The 21542-nt window shown below is 70.3% G+C and carries 24 protein-coding genes and 1 other annotated feature; of the genes, 9 read left to right on the plus strand and 15 right to left on the minus strand.

The annotated features are described in order from the left end of the window. Positions 1 to 76: 76 nt before the first annotated feature. From BM396_RS28280 to BM396_RS28290, 3 genes are all read left to right on the plus strand, one after another. Positions 77 to 2269 (plus strand): marine proteobacterial sortase target protein, encoded by a 2193-nt coding sequence (locus BM396_RS28280; RefSeq protein WP_043386749.1) that lies wholly within the window; start codon positions 77 to 79, stop codon positions 2267 to 2269. Continuing rightward, positions 2266 to 2856 (plus strand): class GN sortase, encoded by a 591-nt coding sequence (locus BM396_RS28285; protein WP_043353988.1) that lies wholly within the window; start codon positions 2266 to 2268, stop codon positions 2854 to 2856. The genes BM396_RS28280 and BM396_RS28285 overlap by 4 nt, the downstream gene beginning before the upstream one ends. Positions 2857 to 2948: 92 nt before the next feature. Next, positions 2949 to 3701: a helix-turn-helix domain-containing protein gene (locus tag BM396_RS28290; RefSeq protein WP_043386750.1), complete on the plus strand. Its 753-nt coding sequence runs from the start codon at positions 2949 to 2951 to the stop codon at positions 3699 to 3701. A gap of 263 nt (positions 3702 to 3964) precedes the next feature. On the opposite strand, the gene BM396_RS28295 is transcribed toward BM396_RS28290, so the two are convergent. Then, entirely contained in the window at positions 3965 to 4231 is a 267-nt protein-coding gene (locus tag BM396_RS28295) for a hypothetical protein (protein WP_043345609.1), read from the minus strand. A 313-nt stretch (positions 4232 to 4544) separates the two neighbouring features. Beyond that, positions 4545 to 5042, minus strand: coding sequence for an Rrf2 family transcriptional regulator (locus BM396_RS28300; RefSeq protein ID WP_043386753.1), 498 nt, complete (start codon positions 5040 to 5042; stop codon positions 4545 to 4547). A 94-nt stretch (positions 5043 to 5136) separates the two neighbouring features. Here BM396_RS28300 and hmpA point away from each other — a divergent pair, with 94 nt between their 5' ends. Further along, positions 5137 to 6381, plus strand: a complete 1245-nt coding sequence (gene hmpA / locus BM396_RS28305) for an NO-inducible flavohemoprotein (protein ID WP_043386755.1) — start codon at positions 5137 to 5139, stop codon at positions 6379 to 6381. Between the two features lie 138 nt (positions 6382 to 6519). Here the strand turns inward: hmpA and BM396_RS28310 are convergent, their stop codons facing one another. The 3 genes from BM396_RS28310 to BM396_RS28320 all read right to left on the minus strand — a co-directional run bounded on the left by BM396_RS28310 (position 6520) and on the right by BM396_RS28320 (position 9784). After that, on the minus strand, positions 6520 to 7461 hold the full coding sequence (locus BM396_RS28310; RefSeq protein ID WP_244538985.1) for a cyclic nucleotide-binding domain-containing protein: 942 nt from the start codon (positions 7459 to 7461) through the stop codon (positions 6520 to 6522). Positions 7462 to 7623: 162 nt separating this feature from the next. Then, entirely contained in the window at positions 7624 to 8241 is a 618-nt protein-coding gene (fixJ, locus tag BM396_RS28315) for a response regulator FixJ (RefSeq protein ID WP_043345590.1), read from the minus strand. Beyond that, positions 8231 to 9784, minus strand: a complete 1554-nt coding sequence (locus tag BM396_RS28320) for a PAS domain-containing sensor histidine kinase (protein WP_043386818.1) — start codon at positions 9782 to 9784, stop codon at positions 8231 to 8233. The genes fixJ and BM396_RS28320 overlap by 11 nt, the downstream gene beginning before the upstream one ends. Positions 9785 to 10295: 511 nt before the next feature. Here BM396_RS28320 and BM396_RS28330 point away from each other — a divergent pair. Both BM396_RS28330 and BM396_RS28340 read left to right on the plus strand, forming a co-directional pair. Next, complete coding sequence (locus BM396_RS28330) at positions 10296 to 11861, plus strand: integrase family protein (protein ID WP_043386758.1); 1566 nt, start codon at positions 10296 to 10298, stop codon at positions 11859 to 11861. 491 nt (positions 11862 to 12352) lie between these two features. Beyond that, positions 12353 to 12928, plus strand: coding sequence for a metallophosphoesterase family protein (locus tag BM396_RS28340; protein ID WP_043386761.1), 576 nt, complete (start codon positions 12353 to 12355; stop codon positions 12926 to 12928). 50 nt (positions 12929 to 12978) lie between these two features. On the opposite strand, the gene BM396_RS28345 is transcribed toward BM396_RS28340, so the two are convergent. The 8 genes from BM396_RS28345 to BM396_RS28380 all read right to left on the minus strand — a co-directional run bounded on the left by BM396_RS28345 (position 12979) and on the right by BM396_RS28380 (position 16915). Next, positions 12979 to 13440, minus strand: coding sequence for a hypothetical protein (locus tag BM396_RS28345; protein WP_043386764.1), 462 nt, complete (start codon positions 13438 to 13440; stop codon positions 12979 to 12981). An 82-nt stretch (positions 13441 to 13522) separates the two neighbouring features. Beyond that, positions 13523 to 14011 carry a hypothetical protein gene (locus tag BM396_RS33030; RefSeq protein ID WP_043386767.1) on the minus strand — a complete coding sequence of 163 codons (489 nt, stop codon included), beginning with the start codon at positions 14009 to 14011 and terminating at the stop codon, positions 13523 to 13525. After that, positions 14011 to 14394 (minus strand): hypothetical protein, encoded by a 384-nt coding sequence (locus tag BM396_RS28355; RefSeq protein ID WP_043386769.1) that lies wholly within the window; start codon positions 14392 to 14394, stop codon positions 14011 to 14013. Before BM396_RS28355 ends, BM396_RS33030 begins: the two co-directional genes overlap by 1 nt. A gap of 215 nt (positions 14395 to 14609) precedes the next feature. Beyond that, on the minus strand, positions 14610 to 14855 hold the full coding sequence (locus BM396_RS28360) for a hypothetical protein (protein WP_043386772.1): 246 nt from the start codon (positions 14853 to 14855) through the stop codon (positions 14610 to 14612). Further along, on the minus strand, positions 14855 to 15214 hold the full coding sequence (locus BM396_RS28365; protein ID WP_043386775.1) for a hypothetical protein: 360 nt from the start codon (positions 15212 to 15214) through the stop codon (positions 14855 to 14857). Before BM396_RS28365 ends, BM396_RS28360 begins: the two co-directional genes overlap by 1 nt. Next, on the minus strand, positions 15214 to 16008 hold the full coding sequence (locus BM396_RS28370) for a hypothetical protein (protein ID WP_043386778.1): 795 nt from the start codon (positions 16006 to 16008) through the stop codon (positions 15214 to 15216). Before BM396_RS28370 ends, BM396_RS28365 begins: the two co-directional genes overlap by 1 nt. 77 nt (positions 16009 to 16085) lie before the next feature. After that, on the minus strand, positions 16086 to 16448 hold the full coding sequence (locus BM396_RS28375) for a hypothetical protein (protein ID WP_043386781.1): 363 nt from the start codon (positions 16446 to 16448) through the stop codon (positions 16086 to 16088). Positions 16449 to 16522: 74 nt separating this feature from the next. Further along, positions 16523 to 16915, minus strand: a complete 393-nt coding sequence (locus tag BM396_RS28380; protein ID WP_139239561.1) for a hypothetical protein — start codon at positions 16913 to 16915, stop codon at positions 16523 to 16525. A 467-nt stretch (positions 16916 to 17382) separates the two neighbouring features. Here BM396_RS28380 and BM396_RS28390 point away from each other — a divergent pair, with 467 nt between their 5' ends. Both BM396_RS28390 and BM396_RS28395 read left to right on the plus strand, forming a co-directional pair. Beyond that, positions 17383 to 17961: a hypothetical protein gene (locus BM396_RS28390; RefSeq protein WP_043386791.1), complete on the plus strand. Its 579-nt coding sequence runs from the start codon at positions 17383 to 17385 to the stop codon at positions 17959 to 17961. Between the two features lie 79 nt (positions 17962 to 18040). After that, positions 18041 to 18634, plus strand: coding sequence for a hypothetical protein (locus tag BM396_RS28395; protein ID WP_043386794.1), 594 nt, complete (start codon positions 18041 to 18043; stop codon positions 18632 to 18634). A 191-nt stretch (positions 18635 to 18825) separates the two neighbouring features. Here the strand turns inward: BM396_RS28395 and BM396_RS28400 are convergent, their stop codons facing one another. Then, a complete protein-coding gene (locus tag BM396_RS28400; RefSeq protein ID WP_043386797.1) occupies positions 18826 to 19143 on the minus strand; it encodes a hypothetical protein in 318 nt (105 codons plus the stop codon). A 232-nt stretch (positions 19144 to 19375) separates the two neighbouring features. Then, positions 19376 to 19777, minus strand: coding sequence for a hypothetical protein (locus BM396_RS28405; RefSeq protein WP_043386800.1), 402 nt, complete (start codon positions 19775 to 19777; stop codon positions 19376 to 19378). A 274-nt stretch (positions 19778 to 20051) separates the two neighbouring features. Here BM396_RS28405 and BM396_RS28410 point away from each other — a divergent pair. After that, a protein-coding gene (locus BM396_RS28410) for an IS5 family transposase (protein WP_091995219.1) occupies positions 20052 to 20857 on the plus strand; the annotation gives its coding sequence in 2 pieces (ribosomal slippage) (positions 20052 to 20382 and positions 20382 to 20857; 807 coding nt in all). Between the two features lie 574 nt (positions 20858 to 21431). Then, positions 21432 to 21487, plus strand: a sequence feature (sul1 is cis-regulatory element that is thought to sense ions involved in sulfur or methionine metabolism; They are found in Alphaproteobacteria). Positions 21488 to 21542: the final 55 nt, after the last annotated feature.

Below are 21542 nucleotides of genomic sequence, written 5' to 3' on the forward strand. Positions count from 1 at the left end.
CGTGGCGGCCGAGGGGCGGGCGCGGGAGCTTCAGCGGCGAGCCGGCCCCGATCCGCCGGCGCAGGAGGTTTCCCCGATGCCGTTCTTCGCTCCACGACCCGCGGTCGAGCCCCCCCGCAACGCCGCGTTGTCACCGCTCTTCCTCGCGCTGCTGGCGCTCCTCATCATGCTCGCCTCGGCCCACGCGGCGCCGGGGCCGGCGCGGGGCGGCCTGATGCTGCGCGGGCCGGCCGGCGCCGCGCCGGCCGAGGCCGTCCAGCTTGCCACCGACATCAGCGTCGATGTCAGCGGCCCGACCGCCCGGGCCACGGTCACCCAGGCCTTCCGCAACACCACGGCGGACTGGGTCGAGGGCACCTACGTGTACCCCCTGCCGGAAGACGCGGCCGTCGACGGGATGAAGCTCGTCGTCGGCAACCGCGTGATCGTGGCCGACATCCGCGAGCGGGCGGCGGCCAAGCGCGCCTACGAGGCCGCGAAGGCGGCCGGGCAGTCGGCGGCCCTGACCGCGCAGGAGCGGCCCAACATCTTCACCAACGCGGTCGCCAATATCGGCCCCGGCGAGACGGTGGTGGTCCAGATTACCTATCAGCAGACGATCCCCGTCTCCGGCGAGACGCGGACGCTGCGCCTGCCGCTGGTGGTGGCGCCCCGCTACACTCCCGCCCCCGCCGCGGTGGACGCGGTCTCCCTCGACGGCGTGGCCGAGGCGGCCCGCGACCCGGTTCCGGATCGCGCCCGGATCAGCCCGCCGGTGCTCGACCCGGCCCTGTCCCCGCCGACCAACCCGGTCGCCGTCACCGTGCGGCTCCAGGCGGGCTTCGCCGTCGGCGCCGTCCGCAGCGCCACCCACGCGATCCGCGTGACCGAGACCGGCCCGGAGGCGCGCACCGTCACGCTGGCCGACGGCGTCGTGCCGGCCGACCGCGACCTCGAGCTGACCTGGGAGCCCGCTCCGAGCCGGGTGCCCGGCCTCGGCCTGTTCCGCGAGACCGTGGCCGGCCGGACCTACCTGCTGGCCGCCGTGAACCCGCCGGCGCTCGAGCCCGACGCGGCCACCCGGCCGGCGCGCGACGTCACCTTCGTGATCGACAATTCCGGCTCGATGTCCGGCGCCTCGATGCGGCAGGCCAAGGCCGGGCTGCTGGCCGGCCTCGCGCGTCTGACGCCGCAGGACCGCTTCAACGTCATCCGCTTCGACGACACCTGGGACGCGCTGCATCCCGAGCCGGTCCCGGCGACGCGGGCGGCCCTGGCGGAAGCCGAGCGCTTCGTCGCCGCCCTGGAGGCCCGAGGCGGCACCGAGATGCTGGCGCCGCTCAAGGCGGCCCTGGCCGATCCCCATCCGGAGGACGGGCGCGTGCGCCAGGTCGTGTTCCTCACCGACGGGGCCGTCGGCGACGAGGAGCGGATCTTCGCGGCGATCCACGCCAATCTCGGGCGCACGCGCCTGTTCATGGTCGGCATCGGCTCGGCGCCCAACGGCCACCTGATGCGTCACGCCGCCGAGATCGGCCGCGGCAGCTTCACGGAGATCCGCGACCTCGCCCTGGTCGGCGAACGGACCCGCGCGCTCTACGAGAAGCTGGAATCCCCCGCCGTCACCGACCTGACCGCGACCTTCTCGGTCCCGGGCGTCGCCGTCACGCCGGGCGCGCTGCCCGACCTGTATCGCGGCGAGCCGCTGGTCTTCGCCGCGCAGCTGCCGGAGGCGGCCGAGGGGATCGCCCACGGGACCGTGACCGTCTCGGGCCGGGTGGGCGGCCGGACTTGGACCCGGACCCTGCCCCTCGCCGCGGCCGGCACGGGCGCCGGCATCTCCAAGGTCTGGGCGCGCTCCCGGATCGGCGAGACCGAGACCGCGCGGATCACCGGACGCCTCGGCGCGGAGGCGGCCGACGCCACCATCCTGGCGCTGGCCCTGGAGCACGGCCTGACGACGCGGCTGACCAGCCTCGTGGCCATCGACGCCACGCCCCGCCGGGCGCCGGGCACGCCCCTCGTCGCCGCCGACCTGCCGCTGAACCTGCCGGCGGGCTGGGACTTCGCCAAGGTGTTCGGCACGGACCGGAGCGGCGAAGCGCCCGCCGACGACAAGGCCGCCCGGATCGTGCCGATCCATGCCGGCGAGGCGGGCGTCGACCTCCCGCAAACCGGGGCCGGGATCCTGGCGCAGCTCGGCCTGGGCCTGCTCCTCGCCCTCCTGGGCCTCCTGCTGGGCGCTGGCCTGCAGCGGCGCGGCGTCCGGCTGATCGGGGACGCGCGATGAGCCGCTCCCCGGTATCCGGACTGGGGAGGGCCCTCGCGGCCCTCCTCACCCTCGGGGGGCTCGGGTTGGCGGCGCAGGCCGCCTGGATCCCCGCCAAGGCCGCCCTGGCGCAGGTGCTGCTGGAGCGCGCCTTCGCCCGCACGCTGGCCGAGGGGCACCCCGCCAAGCCCTGGCCCTGGGCCGACACCGAGCCGGTCGCCCGCCTCACCGTCGCGGGCCGCAGCTTCGTGGTGCTGCGGGGCGGGAGCGGCCAGGCCCTGGCCTTCGGCCCGGGCCATCTGGACGGTACGCCGGAGGCCGGCGCGCCCGGCACCGCAATCTTCGCCGCCCACCGCGACACGCAGTTCGCGGTGCTGGGGCGCCTCGGGCCCGGCGATCCCGTCACGGTGACGGGCCGCGACGGCCGGACCCGGCATTTCCGCGTCACCGGCACGCGGGTGGCGCGGTGGGACGCCTCGGGCATCGACCCGCAGGCGGCCGGCCGGCATCTCGACCTCGTCACCTGCTGGCCCCTGGAGGCGCTGCGGGCCGGACCGCTCCGGCTGATCGTCGAGACGGAGCTGGCGTCGGAGGCGGGGCGTTCCTGACGGGCCGCCGTGGATGGCCAGCTTGGCCGCGCTTGCGCAATTGTGCGGTTTCGTGCGGATCTGTCCGGATCAAGCCCGCGCGAGCCGTGCCTGTGAGCGAGATCGAACTGTCCGAGGCGCAGAGCCGCGCCATTGCCCAGACCGTGCGCGAGGCGCTGGCCCGCCGGCGGATCTCCCGGCAGACGCTGGCCGAAGAGGCCCGGATCAGCATCTCGACCCTGGAGAAGGCGCTTGCCGGCCGCCGGCCCTTCACCCTGGCGACGACGATCCGGCTGGAGGAGGCCCTGGGCCAATCCCTCCGCCAGGAACCGGGGCGACCGGCTCCGGAGACGGCCCGTCACGCGCCCGACGAACTCGGCTCCTATTCCCGGGAGAGCGTGGCCTGGATCGAGGGGCGCTATCTCACCCTGCGGCCCTCCTTCGGGACGGCCGGCGCGATCTTCGCCTACCGCACCGAGATCGCCTGGGACCCGGAGTCGGCTCGCCTCGTGTTCCGCGAGGCCGAGCGGCTCGACGCCCCCTTCGCGCAATCCGGCAGCGTCGCCGTGCCGAGCCAGTCGGGCATGATCTATCTGGTGACCAACTGGCACGGGCAGCACCGCCTGGCGGTCCTGTGCCGCCCGAACATCCAGGGCGAGATGTACGGGGTCCTGACGACGCTCCATGCGGGGCGCGGCACCCAGCTGACCCCCGCCGCGGCGCCCCTGGCGCTGCTTCCGGAGCAGGCCGGCGCGTTCGGCTACGGGCGCATCGGACCCGAGGAGCCGGGCTTCGCACCGTACCGCGCCTATCTCGCCCGCGTGCACGAGGACGGCTACGCCACCTTCTTCACGGGTGTCGCCTGACGGGGCCGGGCGCGATGCGGATGGGCTGCGCCCCTGGCCGTGATGGGCCGGTCGACACAGCGGCCGACGCGTTCGGCCGACCGCGCGTTGCGCCGGCTGCGGACAGGAGGCGTCCCGCGCCGGGTCGGCCCCCCTCGCGTAGGCGCCGGCCGGCCGAAGACCCTGCGCCCGTTCGGGTGCCCGTCGAAGCCTCGGTCCTTGGAGAGGGCCGCTCCGTCAGCAGACCCTCTCCGGTTCCGGCGGGCCGCCGGGTTCAGGCCGCGCTACTGGGCCGCGATGTTGTAGGCGAGCGCCGACGAGGCGAGGGAGGCCCCCCACACGCAGAGCGTCGTGCTCGTTCCCATGGTCGGCACCGCGATCAGCGCGCCGACGCTGGCCACGGCGAGGCCGATCGCTGCCCCGTACAGTGCGTCGTCGCTCACGCCGCCGGCGACACAATCGATCTCTTCATCCGTCAATTCGCGGATCTCTGGCACATTCTTCATCATCGCGACCTTTCGATATCGATGGTTGAATGCCGAATTATCCATCGGCGTCGCGCAGGCAGCCCCAAAGCGTTCGAGAGATCAAATCGTATAGAAGCACTATAGCCTGCGTCCGGGCGAGGTCCTAAAGCCGGTGCCGTCCTGCCCTGGGCTCCGGAGCCGCGACGGCAGAGGTGAAGACCTGCCGCTTCGATCGCGACGACTGCGCCGCGATCACCGAGGCGAGTCGGCATCCGGTGGGGCTCCGAGCCCGCGTCCGGAGCGCGCCGACGCTCGCCCATGCTCCGATGCTGCGGGCGTCCGGCCTTGCGATCGCGTAGGTGATCACATCGCGGCGTCGAGGCTGAGCAACCGTCGATCAACGCACCGGGTCGACGGGGCGTCGAGGCATGCGCGAGGCGGGCTCGTCGATCGACGGCATGGGATCGATGCCCAGGAGGGCTGCGAGATCCGGCCCGGCATTCGGCTCCAGCAGGTCGGCGAGGGTATGTCGGTCGAGGACCGCGAGGAACGCGGCGAGCGCTTCGTTCAAGACACCCTTGAGGCGGCACGCGGGCGTGATCGCACAGGCCGCACCGGCGAAGCAGGGGACCAGCGCCAGATCCTCCTCCATGGCCCGCACGACGTCTCCGACGCGGATCTGGTCCGCGGGCCGGCCCAGAAGCAAGCCGCCGCCCCGGCCGCGCGTCGTCCGGATCAATCCCAGCCGGCCCAGCTGATGCACCACCTTCACCAAGTGATGCTCGGAGATCCCGTAGGCCGCCGCGACGCCGGCTATGGAGCCCTGCCGGGGGCCCAGCGAGCCGAGATAGATCAGAGTGCGCAGGCCGTAATCGGTGAAGCGGGTCAGCCGCATGTCAACTCCGTAACAGCCCTTAAGGTGCATGACGATTGCACCTTTAAAAATGGGCCGTCATAAGGTGCATGTAATATGCATCTTGAGGACCGCCATGCCTGCCCCGCTGAGTCCCTCCACCATCGCCCTCATCAAAGCCACGATTCCCGCCCTGGAGGCGCGAGGCCTGGACATCACGCGGCGCATGTACGAGCGCCTGTTCGAGAACGCCGAGATGCGCGACCTCTTCAACCAGTCGCACCATGGGGCAGCGGGCTCGCAGCCGAAGGCCCTCGCGCAAGCCGTGCTGGCCTATGCCCGCAACATCGACAATCTGAGCGTTCTCGGCGGGGCGGTGGAGCGCATCGCGCAGAAGCATGTCGCGCTCAACATCCTCCCCGAGCACTATCCGCACGTCGCGGATGCGCTGCTCGGCGCGATCGGCGACATTCTGGGCGATGCGGCGACGTCCGAGATCTGCGCGGCCTGGGGAGACGCGTACTGGCTCCTGGCGGAGATCCTGATCGGGCGCGAGGCGGCCATCTACCGCGACCACGCCGCAAAGCCTGGAGGCTGGACCGGCTGGCGCGCGTTCCAGATCGAGAGCGTGACCCAGGAGAGCGAGACGATCCGCTCCTTCGTGCTGGCGCCGGTCGATGGGGGGGCCGTGCTGCGCCACCAGCCCGGTCAATACCTGGGCTTCCTCTTCGACCTGCCAGGCCAGGGCGTTCTGAAACGCAATTACTCGGTCTCGTGTGCCCCGAACGACCGCGTCTACCGCATCACCGTCAAGCGCGAGAACGCGCCCGGTGCGCCGGCCGGTGTCGTCTCGAACTGGCTGCACGACGCGGCCGGCATCGGCACGATCCTGCGCGTGGCACCGCCGGCGGGCGACTTCTTCCTCGACCGGTCGACGAACGGCCCCGTGGTCCTGGTCAGCGGCGGCGTCGGACTGACGCCGATGGTGAGCATGCTGGCCGCCATCGCGGATGAGATGTCCGGGCGCCCGACTTGGTATGTCCACGGAGCCCTCAACGGCCGTGTCCATGCGCTGCGGGACGCAACGGCCGCCGCAGCCTCGGGGCGCGCGCATATCCGCGTCCGGACCTTCTACGCCCAGCCGGACGCGCAGGACCGGCGTGGCGAGCATTACGACGAGGCGGGTCTCATCACGGCGGATTGGCTCGTCGCGAACACGCCGCAGGCCGAAGCGGTCTACTACCTCTGTGGTCCCAAGCCGTTTCTGGCCGCGCTCGTCAACGGCCTGCAGCGCCACGGCGTCCCGGCCGAGCGGGTCCGCTTCGAATTCTTCGGGCCGGCGGACGAATTGCTGGAGGACGAGGTGCGGCGCGTCGCCTGATCGTGGCGCCACAGCCGGGTGTCGGCGGCGCCGCGAACGGCGCTGCCGCCTCCCGTGATCGCGCGTGCGGGCGCCGGACCGCCCGGTGCCGACGGAACGGGCGTCCGCCGTCGAACGCCGCGGGCCGCCCTGCCGTCCCTATCCCTTCAACCGCTCGATCAGGGCCAGGGTCCGGCGACCGGTGTCGTCGAAGGCAGGCAGATCGATCATGGGGTCGGGCTTGGCGACGGCGGTCAGTCGCGCGCGGTCGCGGATGACGATCTCCTGGCCCGCAACGCCGATGCCGATCTTGGTGAGGGCTTTGAGGGCGCGGGAGAAGGACTCGCGCGTCATCCCGAGTTCGGACGCGATCATGTGCTTCTCGTAGGGCAGGATCGCGCGGTCCGGCGTGCCCTGCCGTTCGGATAGGACGAGGATATGGCATCCGACGCGCTCGGCCGCGGAGCGCAGCTTCAGATTCTTGGTCTGCCGCACCATCCGACGGAACTGCTCGGCGAGCGTTTCCAGAACCGCCTTCGCCAGATGCGGGTTGCGTTCCACCGCGTCGCGGAACGCATCGGCCGGAATGAGCAGGAAGCGGGTCGGCTCCGGAGCCCGCCCCTGCATCAGATACGGCGATGCGGTCACGACGGCGGCAGGGATCAACAGGTCCGGCGCCCTCACGACTTCGATGAGCACCTCGCGGCCATCGCGGGATCGTCCGAAGAGCTGAACCGATCCCGACAGGACGACGATCTGGAAGGTCGGGACCTCGCCCTGCGCGAAAAGGATCGTCCCCGCCGGCACTTCGTGCTCGAGCGTGTGCTGGAACATGGTGCGGATGCGCGGTGCCTCCTTGCTGCTGTCACCCGTTCCGGGATCGGTGTTCGCTTCTCCGCGCATGGCAAGCTGCGCTTCCACTCGACCTCGGCATCGTGAGAACCGGGGCGCATTCCGGCCTTGATGCATATCAACTGCAGATTTGGCCCAACCCCGATCCCGATCCGGCATCGACCGCGCACCGCCGACCCGCGGCGAACGCGAACCGCCGGAGCCGGCAAGCGCCCTGGGGTCGGATGTGACTGCGGTGCGCCGATCCACCCGATGTCGGCGCGGAGGCGGGCCTGCAGCCCTACGAGCAGCTGTGGGCGGGCGCCGAGAGGGCATTGGGGATGCCTTCGAAGAGCGAGCCCCTGCGTCGAAGCCCGTCCGCTGAGGCATCCCGGAATCGGCATCTCGACGGGGCGCAACGCGCGTCGGTCTTCAGTCGCCCTCCAGGCTTTCTGCGATCAGTGCCATGCGCACCAGCTCGGACAGGCTGCCCGCCTGCATCTTGGACATGACGTTGGCCCGGTAGATCTCGACGGTCCGCGGGCTGATGCCGAGATCGAGCCCGATGACCTTGTTGGCCTTGCCGGCGACCAGTCCTTCCAGGACCTGGCGCTCGCGCTCGCTGAGTGCGGCCAAGCGCGCCCGCACCGCGTCCCCCTCGGCGTCGCGCGTCCGGGCGCGATCCGCCCGCGCCAAGGCCGATCGGATGCTGGCGAGAAGAACGTCGTCGTCGAAGGGCTTCTCGATGAAGTCCACCGCGCCGGCCTTCATCGCTTCGACCGCGAGCGCGACGTCCGCATGGCCTGTCATGACGATCACGGGCGGCATCCGGCCTCTCTGCCGGAGGCGGTGCAGCAGTTCGACGCCGTCGATGTCGGGCATGCGCACGTCCGTGACGATGCATCCGACACGGTCGGTCCCCGCGGCGAGGAAGGCGGTCGCCGAGTCGTGGACCTGGACCGCCAGTCCGTCGGTCGCCAGCAGGAAGGCGAGGGATTGGCGCACCGCGAGATCGTCGTCCACGATGTGCACGGGCGCGTCAGTCGACATGAGCCATCTCCTCGCGGTCGAGCGTGCGCAGGGTGAAGCGGAAGGTCGTTCCGCCGTCCGGACCCGGGCAGGCCTGGATCTTGCCGCCATGGGCCTCGACGATGGTTCGACAGATCGACAGGCCGACGCCCATGCCGTTCGCCTTCGTCGTCACGAAGGGCTGGAACAGCTGCTCGGCGATCTCGGGCGCGATGCCGGTCCCGGTATCCGACACCCGTATCTCGACCAGGCCTTCGGCCGGACGCGCCCGCGTCCCGACGACGAGTTCGCGCCGGGTCACGTCCTGCATGGCCTCGATCGCGTTGCGGATGAGGTTGAGCAGGACCTGCTGCACTTGGATCCGGTCGGCCAGCACGAGCGGCGCATCCGGATCGAGATCGAAGCGGACGCGCACGCCCTTCTCCTTGGCGCCGACGAGGGCGAGGGCGCTCGCCTCCTCGACCAGCTTGGGCAGGCTTTCGATATGCCGCTCGTTCTCGCCGCGCGATACGAAGTCCCGCAGGTGCCGGATCACCTGTCCGGCTCTCAGGGCCTGATCGGCCGCTTGGTTCACCGCGTCGGAGAGCCGGGCCGCCTCCGGGCCTTCCATGCGCCCGAGGAGGCGGCGGCAGCCCTTGAGGTAGCTCGCGATCGCTGTCAGCGGCTGGTTGATCTCGTGCGCCAGCGTCGATGCCATCTCGCCCAGGGCGGTGAAGCGCGACATGTGCACCAGCTCGGACTGCAACTCCTGCAGACGCATCTCCGTCTGGTTCCGTTCGGTGAGGTCGCGGATGAAGCCGGTGAAGTAGCGCACGCCGCCCGAGCGCATCTCGCCGACCGCCAATTCCATCGGGAAGGTCGAGCCGTCCTTGCGCTGGCCGACCACGACGCGGCCGATGCCGATGATGCGGCGTTCTCCGGTCGAACGGTAGCGCGCCATGTAGGCGTCGTGCTGGCTCCGATAGGGTTCCGGCATCAGCAGGCTGACATTCCGGCCAACCATCTCGTCCGGCCCGTAGCCGAACTGCCGCACGGCCGCCGCGCTGAACGATTTGATCTGCGCCTGCTCGTCGATGACGATCATGGCGTCGGGGACCGTATCGAGGATCGAGCGCAGATGCGCCTCGCGCGCCCGCAGGTCTTCGTCGGCCTGCTTCTGTTCGTGAATGCTGAAGACCACGCCGCGGTGGCGGCACGGTCGACCGTCGGCGCCGATCTGCACGCGGCCGCGCGAACGCAGCCAGTGGACGCGTCCATCGGGATGCACCGCCCGATAATCGACCTCGTAGCGTCCGCCCTCCGCCAGCGCGCGCCCGATGGCGTCCGCCCTGGCTGCGCGGTCGTCCGGATGCACGAAGGCCTGCATCGCGTCGAAGGAGGTCAGGCGGTCCGGCGGCACCCCGAACAGACGGATGCAGGACGGCAAGATCGTGACGCGCCCGGTCCGGACGTCGAGAGCCCAGCCGCAGATGCCCGCTTCGTCGAGAGTCAGCCGAAGTCCCTCCGCGTCGAAGGGGTCGTCGCCGCGGGAACCCGGATCGTTGGGAGGGTCAGACGTCGTCATGTCGGCCGTACGGGGGGACGGCATCGTCATCCGTCCGGATCGTCGGCGCCCGTCTTACAACGCCGGGTCCATCAAGAAACAGCCGGCGCGCACCGCGGTCGTCGGTCCTCCGGGAGGGCCTGGCCGGCGGGGCTCCTGGCGGCCCGCGATCCTGGCCTCGAGCCGCCGACGCCTCCGCCCCGCATCCGGCTGCCCGCGGCGCGGCGGGGCCGGGAACGCAGCTTGCACGGCGCAGGGGGCGGCCGCGCGACGCCCGGGGAGGGCCGGCCGGTTACGCTTAAGCGCGTGATGCGATTTCGGATTTTGGAATGGAGCGGGTGAAGGGAATCGAACCCTCGTATTCAGCTTGGAAGGCTGAATTGTCAACCCGCATGGTACCCCATCTGCCCAGGGTTTCGGTAACCAACCCTCTCAATATACAGGGGAAACTGCCGCATCGGGATTAACCGAGGGGTTGCGGGTCCGATTCGCGTCAGGTGGTATCCCGGTGGTATCCAGCGGGAGGAACCGAATGGCAGTCGAGGGTGGCAGGGGCTCGTACGCCCGGGAGCGCGTGCCGCTCACCGCTGGGCACGTGACAAAGGCGCGGGCGATGATCCGGAAGGGCGAGGTCCCCGGCCGCGGCCTCGACCTCGTCGACACGGAGTGCAGCGGCCTCGTCCTGCGGGTGACCCGGAACTCGGCGACCTGGATGCGGAAGTCGAAGTCCGGGACCGTCCGCATCGGCGACGCCGCGGTGATCAGCCTCGCGCAGGCACGCGACCAGGCCGACCGCATCCGCCTCGCCGTCCCCGGTTTGCACCAGCCCAAGGCGGAGACCCGGATCTACGAGGAGGCCATTCGCCGGGGCAGCAGCGTCGAAGACGCCTTGGATGCCGCATGGCCGGAAGAGGAGCCCGAGGGCCAGACCGCCGAGGAGCGCCGGAAGCACGGGCCCTGGGTGCTCGGTGACCTGATCGACGCGTACCTCGCCTGGAAGCTGCCCAAGCTCAAGGAAGGGCGCTGGCGCGCGAGCTACGAGGGCTACCTGCGTCATCCCGAGCTCGTCGGCCTAGCCATGACGACGGTCGCCGCCCTGGACCTGGAGGTGATGCTCGGGGTGCGGCAGCGGCTGCTGGAGGACGGCACCACGAAGCGGAGCGCGGCCAAGCGGGTGATCGGCCAGTTCCGCGACGCGATGACCTGGGGCTGGAAGGAGCAGGCCCTGCGATGCCGGCTCGTCCGCATGGAGCATCCCTGGTGGGACAGGCTCACGGTCGACTACGCCTCGGGCACGCGGGACCACGTCCCGACCGTCGAGGAGCTCGCCCGAACCCTCGCCGTCGCCGAGCGCCATCGGTCCCTCGGGCAGACCGAGCACAGGACCGGAGCCGGGCTGCTGGGGGCCCTGTGGGCCGTCGTCCTGACCGCCCAGCGCACCGGCGCGCTTGTCACGACCCAGGTGAGCTCGTGCGTCCCCCAGTTCTCCAACGAGATGCCCGGCTGGACCGCCGTCGGTTGGCCGGGCGCGGTGATGAAGAGCGAGATGCCTCACGGTCTGCCCATCCCGCCGGAAGCCTGGGCCCTCATCGAGCGCTACCGGCAGGAAGACGCTTGGCACAGGGATGCGCCCTCGCCGTGGGTGTTCCCGTCGCGCCGCGGGGACGGCCACGTCAGCTATCTGGCCATCAACCAGCTCCTCAGCCGCTTGCAGGGCCTGCGCGAGGGCAAGCCGGCCCCCGGGAAGCCAGATCTGTTCGCGATCTATGGCATCCGGCGGTGGACCCCGCACGACGTCCGGCGGGGGCTCGCCACGTTCCTCGGCGAGCGCCGGTTGGGCGGCGCCGCGGCCGCCATCCTCGACCACGTGGACGGACGCGCCGAAGAACGCGAGCGGACGGCCGCAGTGACCCGGCTTCATTACGACAGGGCTCAGAAGATCTCGCTCAAGGCGGAAGGGATGGCCTTGTGGTCCTCCGCGATCCTGGAGGCCTACGAGCGAGAGCGCGAGGCCATCGCCCGCGTGCCCCTGCCGCCGGCGCGGCCGCGCACGGTCAGGAAGCCCGCGACCACGCGCCGGACGCTCGCCCCCGCTTAGCTCGCCGGTCCCGGCCGAGCGCCCGCGCCAGGTCGGCCAGGCGCTCGGCCGACACGAATCCAGCCCTACCGCGGCGGGGCCCCGCCGCCTCGGCGACGTCCTCGGCTAGGGCGCGCCACAGGGCGTCTCGCTCCTCGCCGGCCGGCGAAATCGCGACGTCCTCGTAGCCGTGCATGTCCCGCCTCCGCGTGAGAACAAAATAGGAACAAGCGAGCGCGGATCAACGGCGCGCGGCATGCATTCTGACTTCAAACTCATCCACCGGGGACATTCTGCATGCGGCCCCCGCAGATCCTGTTAGCCCTTCCTTCACCACGCTGCCGGTTCGCCCTGCACCGAGCTTGATCGCACGTCGCGAGCTGCGATCATCCCGATTCCCCCAGCGCCCGAGAGGCCCCCGGTGAAACGAATACGCGCCCACGCCCCGAACCGACCGACACCCCCAGGGGCGTGACGCCGCGCGCGCAGCCCCCCTCAAGGAGGCTGCCATCATGAAGACCAAGCGTTCCACGTTCTCGTCCCATCGCTGCTGGTTCACGGCCGACACGCATTTCGGCCACCGGGGCATCCTCGCCATGGAGGGCCGCCCTTGGGACGACATCGCCCGCCACGACGACGACCTCGTCTACGCCCATAACAGCGTCGTCCGCCCCGGCGACGAAGTCTTCCACCTCGGCGACTTCGCGATGAACTCCTCGGCCGAGCGCTGCCAAGAGGTCTTCTCGCGGCTGCGCGGCAACATCCACCTGGTCATCGGCAACCACGACAAGCCGAGGCACCTGTCGCTCGGCTGGGCGAGCGCGCCGGAGATGCTCCGGACGGTCCACGTCGACGGCACCCGGCTTGTGCTCTGCCACTACGGCATGCGGACATGGGCCGGCTCGTGGCGCGGGGCGCTCCACCTGTACGGGCACTCCCACGGCAGGCTGCCAGGGACGTCGCGGTCCTGCGACGTCGGCGTGGATTGCTGGGCCTTCAGGCCGGTCGGCCTCCACGAGATCCGGGAGCGCCTAGCCGCGACGCCGACCCCGCCCGAGGAGCAGCGCCCCGAGGACGAGGCGGAATGAAAAGGGCCCCGGATCGTCTCCGGGGCCCTTCGGTTTCGGGGGTGACTGCCTCAGCGGCCCATGCCGGGGGCCGCGGCCTCCTCGGGCTCGGCTCCTGGCCGGGCGCGGCGTTTGCCGTATGAGGGCGCCGGCAGCGGGTTGAGGCGGGCGAGCTCTTCCCGGGCCGCGGCTTTCCGGGCCTGCTCGTAGACGTCGATCATGGCCTGCAGGGACTGTATTGACGTGTGCTCCGGCTGGAGCATGGCGGTCAGGACCGTCACGAACTTAGGGTTTTCCCCGACGCCGTGCTGGAGCTCCCAGACGCGCCGCCGCTGTGCGCCGGGATAGACCCGGACGGCGACTTCGTAGCCGGGGTTGAGATCCCTCAGGAGGCGGTTCGTCTCCCTCATCCACGCCCACTCATCGAATCCGCCGGCGCGGTAGGCGGCTCCCGGTGCGAAATGCCGGTCGCCGCCAACCGCCGACATGCCCGCTGCGATCTTGTCCGCGTAGGGCGTCCTGCTGAATGCCATGTCCCGTCCCCTGTCCCTGCGGGCCCTCGGCCCGTCCCGAGGACCAGCGTACGTACGACCAAGCAAGGCACCAGGGCGCCTCCTACGCGTGCCCCCTCGATTCGCGCATGAGGCGATCCCCCTCGGCGGAGAGCCGCCCGTGCAGTGCGACGAGCTCGCTGTGCCGGGGGTGCCAATCGGCACGGAGGTACGCCCTCAAGCGGGCGGCCGACCCCGCGCATCGGGCGGCCCGCCGGCCGAGGGCCCGGGCATGCTCGTGTTCCTTCGGGGGCTGCCCGTCGATCAGGAGCCCTTTCTCGTCGAGGGGATTGTCCCGGAGCACGCCGTCGAGGGCCTCGACGAGGCGCACGCCCCGGGCTTCGCGACGGGCGGCCTCCAGCGTGGCGGGGTCCGCGGTCGCGACGAGCGCCGCCGCTTGATCAGCGAGGACCTCCTGCAGCGGGGCGTCCGCGGCCGGCGCCGGGGCGACCGGCTCGGGCAGCACGGCCTCAGCCTGGCTGACGACGGCGCAGGCACCGCGGACGACCGGGGGCAGCCGGGGCGGCAGGCGAAGGGGGAGAACGGCGCGCATCAGGGTGCCTCTGAGAAGTTGGAGAGGTTCTCGACGGCGACACGCTGGTCGTAGCTGTGCTCGGCATCGAGGTGGGTGGTGATGCCGACGTCGCCGAACCGGGACGCCATGACGACCCGGACGCGCCGGCCGACATAGCTTGCGAACAGCACCGGGACGGGGTCGCGCCACATGGGGCACCCCAGGTGCGCCTCCATCTTGGCGTCATAGTCGGCGTCGCCGGTCGGGTACTTCGCCGCGGCGGGGAGCCGGTGGTAGGCCAGGAAACCGCGCAGGCACTCGGGCTGGGCCGGGTCCTCGATGAAGTCGTCGCAGTGACGAGGCTCAACCGGCTTCAGCGGAGACGTGCCGAAGTCGCGTCTCGCCCACCGGTTGATCTCCATCGCACAGGACCGGCAATAGTGCGCCCCGTTGTGCGCGTGGACCCACGTCGCTCCGGGGGCCTGGCAGTCCGTGCGATTGCACGCCCCCCCCGAGGAGCCCCTTGTCAGCCTTGATCACCGGCGCCTCGTAGGGCTTGCCGATGACGATGGTCGGGGTGGAGGCGGCCTTGGCGGAACGCGCGCGGGCTTGTGCCCGAGCCACGGAACGGACGAGGCTACCCATTGTCGGCCTCCTTCGGCGCGGGGGTGGGGGTCCCGTCGGCGACGCCGGTGGCGGCCGCGACGAATGCGAGTGTGCCGAAGGCCAGGGCGAACGCGCCCAGCCAGAGGAAGGCGTACCAGGCCGCCCGGACGAGATCTCCGCCGTTGCCGGCGAGGAGGAATGCGCATGTGACCGCGAAGGCCGCGCTGACGGCGACCCGCCCGGGGCCGCCACAGGTGAGGCTGAGGAAGGCGCGCATCAGAGGATATCCCCGTGGAGGTCGTAAGTGTCCACGAACAGGTCGCGGAACTCAGACTGATACATGCGGGGTAAGAAGGCGCGGATGATCTGCCGGGGGCCGACGCCCGACCACTTCGCTTGGTAGGGATCGTCTGCCCGAGCCATCATGCCGGTGTCCCAGTCCATGATCGCGGCGGCGAGCCGCAACGCGTCCTCGGGGGACGTATCGAGCTTCACCGGCACGGTGTACTCCCGCGCCGCCTTAACATGGATGATGCGGACGTAGCCGCCCTTGACCTTGGCAACGCCCGTGACCGCGTCGATGTCGATGCTCTCGAAGGAGAAGCCGTCGTCGAAGTTGATGTTGACGGTGCGCATCAGGCGGCACTCTTCGGCATGCTCTTGGCGTCCCAGGCCGAGAGCGTGATCACCAGCCATGAGCGCGGCACGATCCAGTCGCCGTCCTCGCTCTGCCAGCACTCCACTAGGCCCACGAGGAGCCCGGTCGAACGCTCCGTCACGACTGCATACGTGCGCAGATCGTCGTCGTACGTCAGGGGCAAGTTGGGGTCGTCGATGCCGGAGAGTTCGACGCGGCACCCGTGGCACGCTGCCATCTCGTCAGCGCGGTGCTCGCGGACGCCCCAGTCGTCCTTCTCGGGCTCCTCGTCCTCGTCTGGATCGGAGGCCGGCGCCGAGATCTCGGCACCAGCGGGCAGTTCCACGGTCAGGCCGCGATCCAGCGTCACTCCAACCGGGCCGATGTCGCGCTCGACGATGGCGATCATCCCGGCCTCGACGGCGGCCTTGTCCATCGGTGTCACCGTGCCATCAGCCCGGACGAAGAGACCGTGCAGGCGGGCGAGGGTTTCGTAGGTCGGCAGGAACTCCGCCGCGGCGGCGGCCGCGGCGGCGGGATCGCTCTGGCGCAGGACGTTCATCCATGCGATCCAGTCGGCGTCGGAAACACCGCGCCAGTCGCCCGTCCGGCGTGCCTCGTCGAACCGGGGCGCCCATCCCTGCCCGGGCTTCGGCACGATCTCGAAGCCGCGCCGGGCGAGGTAGTCGATGACCTCGGCGGCGCGCTCGACGAGCGCCTTGTCCGAGTGCAGACCGGCATCGCGTTCGAGGGCGATGGCGACGGCCGGGATTGTCTGGGGGTGCTGGCGCACGGGGCGCTCTCCTGTTCTGGGGGATGCTCGGAATCGGGGGAGCGCCACTGACCGCCTGGCGCGTCGACGGGGATGCCTTAGGCCGCGGGACGCGCGAGGATCTCGGCGAGGAATTCGTTGAGGTTGATGCGGACGGTCGGCAGCGGTCGCCGGACCGGCTTCGTCTTGGCCTCGGCCCACCGACGGCGCTGTCCGGCCCGTCGGTTGTAGAAGGTGTCGATGCGGTCGCAGGCTTCTGTCAGCGTGTTGGCTCGGTGGAGCCGATAGTTGATCCACACATACCATCCACGGCTTGTGTGGAGGCTCTCCTGGATTTCGTGCAGCCGGTAGACCCACTGCGATTTCGGGCGACCATTCGGTCTGTAGAAGGACTTGTCTTCCCAATCGTAACAACGTTCGTCGAACGGCGTCTGGAAGAGCGCGTACTTTCTCTTGATCATTTCGGATGCCTCGGGTCTGGAAGTGGTGTTTTTCGATTGGCGCCACTGACCGCCTGGCGCGTCGACGGGGATGCCTAGGGCCGCGGCGGCAGGCGCGGCCTCGGCGGGGGGACCTGGATGCGGGGGCCGCCGAGGGGCGCCGGCGGCGGGGACTGCCTCACCGGCGGGGGCGGCGCATCGGCGTCGAGGCCGGCCACGATGTCGGCGTGGGCCTCGGCGAGCGTCGTGGGGACGGGCGTGAAGTCGGCCGCCTTCAGCGCCTCATCGAGGCGCTGGATCGCGCCGCGTGCGGTATTGAGGAGCTCGAACTCCACGCCCGACACGGCGTCCTGCAACGCCTTGCCCTTCGAGCCCTCGGCCCAGCAGGGGTGGGCTTTGACGGCGGCCATGGCCTCGGCGAGGCGGGCCCGGGTCTCGCGCGCGTCCAAGGAGACGAGCTCGTCGCCGAATGAGGTGCGGACCGACATCAGGCCTGCCCCCCGCGCCGGACGAGTGCCCATGAGATCCCAAGGGCATCCAGGATGCCGGGCGCCGGCGGGCGGCGGCCCCGAAGGGCGGAGCTGACATCAGACTGCGACAGCCCGTGTGCGCAGGCGAACCTCTTCTGGCTACCGGCCGCCGCGACCGCCGCCCGCAATGCCGCGACCGCCTCAGGTGGCGTGATGACGGACGCGGCGCGAGCGCCCTCCTCGTTCGAGTGCGCCATAGGCAAGCCTCCTCGGCCGGCCGAGCCGGCAACGTATTTCTCAGGGGGAATAACGGGCAGGCCTAAGGGCCTCGCCTCGATGCTCTAGTAATAAGCCTGGAAATGCGTTTTGCCAAGAGGTATTATGTAATTATCTTTTCGCCTCTAGCCTGGCAAATATCCCAATACTGGTGAAATGAGTCAAGCGGGTTGTTTTAGAAACTTCGAAAGTTTTCTTTGGAGGCTACAGTGATCACGGCAAGGCTCCCCCACGACACTTGGCTCTGGACCGCCCATCTTGCCTCGCGGGAGCGCGGGCACGTCTGCAACGGCCGCCCGATCCGGGCCGTCCGCTACGAGGGTACGGGCCTCGCGCGCGCGGGCGTCTATGAAGTCGACGCCGAGCCCGGGACGCTCCTCGTGGCGACGCCGGCGGGGATGTCTGCGCCGGGCGACGGGCCCTGGGGCGGCCGGCACGCTGTCTACCGCCTGGAAGCCGACGGCGCTCTCACGGGCGTGACTATGGCGGACGCAGCCGACGAGCTCGATCCCGAGGGCGCCCTGGCACGGCGACACCACCGGCTCGTGCTGGGCTCCGGCCTCGATTTCAGCACGACGCGGATTCGCATGCCGGAGGGCCACGGCTACGAGGCTGGCACGGGGTCGGAGTGGCGCGGGTATTGGGCCATCGTCGAGAAAGTCACCGCCCGCCAGATCTGGGTGCGCGGCCCGTCGCTCGCGGAGATGCAGGACGCCGGCCTGCCCGTGGCCCCCTCCGACAGCCCCGAGGCCGTCGCCGCGGCCGAGGCGATCAGGTCGGCCGCCTGACCGTACGTGCGGCCCTGGTTCTATGCATCGGCCCGTCGAAAATGGAGGCGGGACCACGAAATCGGGAAGGGACACGACGATGCGCACGGTAGCGAAGATGATGGCTTGGGTGCTGGCGGCGATGGCCGCGGCCACGAAGCTGGTGTGGGAAGGCGGCAAGTGGATCGTGCGGTCCGCCTTCCCGAACCTGACGCCCCCGCCCGGCGCCGACATCGAGGACGCCCTTGAGCGCGTCGCGGCAGCCCCCGAATCCGCCGGGAAGGCCGCCCTGCCGGACTTGGACGTCGACGCCGGGCGCGTCGCCTTCGACTACGCCCTGGCGACGCTCTCCAACGGCCGCCACCCGGCCCCCGACATGACGCGCCTGCCGGAGGACATCGCCCGCTGGATCGCCAAGCTCTCGGCCGCCGACTTGCAGCGGCTGACGCAGCACGGCGCCAAGCGGATCGGCGAGCACGTCCTCGGCGAGCGCCCCATCGCCGACTTGCCACTCTGCCGCGAGGCCCGCGTGGGTAAAGGCTTCGCCCGGGTCGGTGACCGCATCGTCCTCGTCGGGAAATGCGCCGCCGAGGCCCCGGCCGCCCCGTCACCGGAGGACCAGCGGGCCCACGCCCTGGAGATCCTCCAGGATCTCATCGACGACCAGCCGGAGCCCACCGCCCTGGCTGCTTGAGCGAGCGAGCCACGCCGAAACGGAAGAGGGCCGCCCCAAGTGCCGGGGCGGCCCTCTCTTTTTGCCTGCGTCAGGGTGCGACACCCCGCCACATCATTTCGGCAAGAAACCTCTTGTGCCTTCCCCTGTGCGCATCTCTGCGCACACTGTCAGCATCTGTGCGCACGACGTCGTGCCGCGAGGGCATCCCGTCATGCCGCGCGCGTTCCCCGGAGCGTCCGGAGCGCACCCTTCACGTCGTCGAGGCTCCCCTCGGCGCGCAGGGCCCGCATCCGCATGGCGCTGAGCTCGGCCCGGAGCCTGGCGTTGTCGGCCTCCAGTGCCTCGATGCGGTCGGCATTCCGGCGAACCCGGGCGGCTACCTTCCCGACCGCGTCGAGGTTCCGGGTGCGCTGATTGAGGGCGGCTTCGGCCTGCGCCTCAATGCGGTCCTGGTGGATGTTGAAGGCGGCCACGGCCAGGCGCTGGAAGCCGCTGTCGAAGGTCTGGGCTACGGTGTGTGCGGTCATGGCGGCCTCCCTGGATGAGGAGACGATCTCAGCTCGCCGAATCGCCCGCAAGCGCCGATTCCCCCCGTGGTAAAAGAAACCCTGGGCGCTTCGTTCGTATTCCCCAGGTTTCGGATACCCCTGCAGCGGGTGGACGTACGGTAAGGTAGCGCCCCGTTACTTCATGCCTTCGTAACGGCAGCGCCCCGGTTCTGTAACGAAAAGTCCGGGAAGCACGTATCCCCGGCGTGCCTCAGGTCTGGGTGCCCGAGAACACCGCGGTCAGGTCGGCGGCCGACGCATCCTGGGTCGCCGGCGCCACGACCGCGAGGACGTCCCCGGGCACGCAGAACGTGTCCGCCGCCATCGTCCAGCCCCCCACCTTGGAGCCTGCCGCGAAGGCCAGGGTCGCGACGGTCGAGCCGTTCTTTGTCACGGTGAACGTCGTCGCCGCGGCGGCCGCCGTGCCCAGGACGCCCCGGGCCTCGGGCAGGCCCTTCACGAGGTAGAGGTAGCGGTCCACGAGCTCGCGGTGGAGCGTTTTCCCGGCCGCGGGCTTGCCGTCGGTCCACGCGCGGATGGCCCATCTTAGGGCGCCGTTGACGAGTGCCCAGGCGGAGATCGTCTCTTGCGACGGGAAGCCCGGCAGGGTCACCGTCGTCCCGGGTGGCGACCCCGCGGCGACGGGCAGAGCACGTGAGGGCCGCGCATACGTGCGGTCCCAGATCGCGTCCCGGACCGAACATGCGATTAAAACCGAATTTTCCGCCCAAGTCTGCATCGAACGAGGCGCCAGCGACATGCCCGGCCGCGCAGGCGGACCAAGCGCTAAGCTTACCCCCGCCGACGTAGCTCACTGCAGGTTGGCGGATTCAACTTAGAGTGCATAACAGAACGGATACGGATTGTGTGGGTGGGCGTTAGTGGTGATAGCTCGTCCGCTTCTGCCCGATGATCTCTGTACCGAGATTGCGCCGCTTCTGCCGCCGCCCCGCCCACGTCCAAAAGGCGGCCGTCGGCCGATCGAGAGCCGAGCTGCGTTGACCGGCATTCTGTTCGTGCTGCGCTCAGGCGTTCCGTGGGAGATGCTGCCAGCGGAGATGGGCTGCGGCTGCGGGATGAGTTGCTGGCGGCGCTTACGGGACTGGCAGGCGGCCGGCGTGTGGGCGCGCCTACATCAAGTGCTCTTGGAGCGCCTGCACGGGGCGGGGCAGATCGATTGGAGCCGAGCGAGCCTGGATAGCGCCTCTGTCCCGGCCAAAAAAGGGGCTCTGCCACCGGCCCGAACCCGACGGACCGGGGCAAGGCGGGCACGAAGCGCGACCTCGTCACCGACGCGCGTGGTACGCCGCTCGGCGTCTGCCTGAGTGGGGCCAACCGGCACGACAGCGTGATGATGGCACCGACCCTCGATGCCGTCCCACCCGTGCGCAACGGTCGGCGGGGCCGGCCGCGACACCGCCCGGACAAACTGCACGCCGACAAAGCCTACGACGCTCGACCGCGCCGACACGAGTGCCGGGCACGTGGGATTGTACCGCGCATCGCACGCCGCGGCATCGAGAGCAGCGAGAGGCTGGGCCGGCACCGATGGGTGGTGCAGCGCACGCACGCTTGGTTCAATCGCTTCCGGCGCTTGCCAGTCCGCTACGAGCGACGCGCCGACATCTACGAAGCCTTCACCAGCCTCGCTGCCAGCCTCATCACACTCAACCAGATCAAGCGGTTCTGTTAGGCGCTCTCAAGGCAGCAGCCAAAACCTTGCCTCACACCAGCTGACGGACGGACAGCTATCGACCCAACTTTGCCGCTCGGCCGGACGCTTCCGTCGCCCGTAAGCGGACATAAGCCTTCCTACCGGAAATCCGTGATGGCGCTGCCGAGCGCCTTGGCGTTCTCCGCCGGCACCCAATGGTTGGCCCGTTCGATGGTCCGGAAGGTCACATCCTTCGCCACCTCACGCATCATTCCTTCGGTGAAAGGTGCGAACGCGCTGGCCGCTCCTGGGAGTACAAGTAACCATATCGTCAGCTTTCCGTCCCGCTTCAGGTCGTCCCTGTCGCGTTCCACATCCCCCCGGAAGGCGCGTTAGAGCTCTTCCCCCCCCCCCCCCCCATCTCGCCGGGTCGGGAAACGAGACGAACGCCAGGCATGAGCTTCTGGCGTTCGCTACCGCTACCGGCCGACGTCTCGGCGGGGCCGATGCAGCGGTAAGGACGTTGAGGCCGATCTTGCCCGAGCGGTCCCCACTGGGCGCCGCTAGGTTATTGCATCGTACCACACGGTTGATGTACGAGCGGGGTCATACAACAGGACCCGGTGAAACCCCGGGTGGCTCTTCCGGCCGCCGATCCGCCGGACCACGCAATCGACGATGACCGTGTCGCAGACCTCTGAGGAGGCCGACCCATCGTCTTGCG

It is taken from the genome of Methylobacterium sp. UNCCL125 (assembly GCF_900116795.1).
Lineage (GTDB): Bacteria > Pseudomonadota > Alphaproteobacteria > Rhizobiales > Beijerinckiaceae > Methylobacterium > Methylobacterium fujisawaense.

Excerpts from the sequence above, each read along its gene's own strand:
- BM396_RS28400 (WP_043386797.1), bottom strand. The coding sequence starts at position 19,143 with ATGACCGCACACACCGTAGCCCAGACCTTCGACAGCGGCTTCCAGCGC.
- BM396_RS28280 (WP_043386749.1), top strand. The coding sequence starts at position 77 with ATGCCGTTCTTCGCTCCACGACCCGCGGTCGAGCCCCCCCGCAACGCC.
- BM396_RS28360 (WP_043386772.1), bottom strand. The coding sequence starts at position 14,855 with ATGCGCGCCTTCCTCAGCCTCACCTGTGGCGGCCCCGGGCGGGTCGCC.
- BM396_RS28340 (WP_043386761.1), top strand. The coding sequence starts at position 12,353 with ATGAAGACCAAGCGTTCCACGTTCTCGTCCCATCGCTGCTGGTTCACG.
- hmpA (WP_043386755.1), top strand. The coding sequence starts at position 5,137 with ATGCCTGCCCCGCTGAGTCCCTCCACCATCGCCCTCATCAAAGCCACG.
- BM396_RS28300 (WP_043386753.1), bottom strand. The coding sequence starts at position 5,042 with ATGCGGCTGACCCGCTTCACCGATTACGGCCTGCGCACTCTGATCTAT.
- BM396_RS28365 (WP_043386775.1), bottom strand. The coding sequence starts at position 15,214 with ATGCGCACCGTCAACATCAACTTCGACGACGGCTTCTCCTTCGAGAGC.
- BM396_RS28345 (WP_043386764.1), bottom strand. The coding sequence starts at position 13,440 with ATGGCATTCAGCAGGACGCCCTACGCGGACAAGATCGCAGCGGGCATG.
- BM396_RS28320 (WP_043386818.1), bottom strand. The coding sequence starts at position 9,784 with ATGACGACGTCTGACCCTCCCAACGATCCGGGTTCCCGCGGCGACGAC.
- BM396_RS28330 (WP_043386758.1), top strand. The coding sequence starts at position 10,296 with ATGGCAGTCGAGGGTGGCAGGGGCTCGTACGCCCGGGAGCGCGTGCCG.
- BM396_RS28395 (WP_043386794.1), top strand. The coding sequence starts at position 18,041 with ATGCGCACGGTAGCGAAGATGATGGCTTGGGTGCTGGCGGCGATGGCC.
- BM396_RS33030 (WP_043386767.1), bottom strand. The coding sequence starts at position 14,011 with ATGCGCGCCGTTCTCCCCCTTCGCCTGCCGCCCCGGCTGCCCCCGGTC.
- BM396_RS28295 (WP_043345609.1), bottom strand. The coding sequence starts at position 4,231 with ATGGATAATTCGGCATTCAACCATCGATATCGAAAGGTCGCGATGATG.
- BM396_RS28285 (WP_043353988.1), top strand. The coding sequence starts at position 2,266 with ATGAGCCGCTCCCCGGTATCCGGACTGGGGAGGGCCCTCGCGGCCCTC.
- BM396_RS28380 (WP_139239561.1), bottom strand. The coding sequence starts at position 16,915 with ATGTCGGTCCGCACCTCATTCGGCGACGAGCTCGTCTCCTTGGACGCG.
- fixJ (WP_043345590.1), bottom strand. The coding sequence starts at position 8,241 with ATGTCGACTGACGCGCCCGTGCACATCGTGGACGACGATCTCGCGGTG.
- BM396_RS28355 (WP_043386769.1), bottom strand. The coding sequence starts at position 14,394 with ATGGAGATCAACCGGTGGGCGAGACGCGACTTCGGCACGTCTCCGCTG.
- BM396_RS28375 (WP_043386781.1), bottom strand. The coding sequence starts at position 16,448 with ATGATCAAGAGAAAGTACGCGCTCTTCCAGACGCCGTTCGACGAACGT.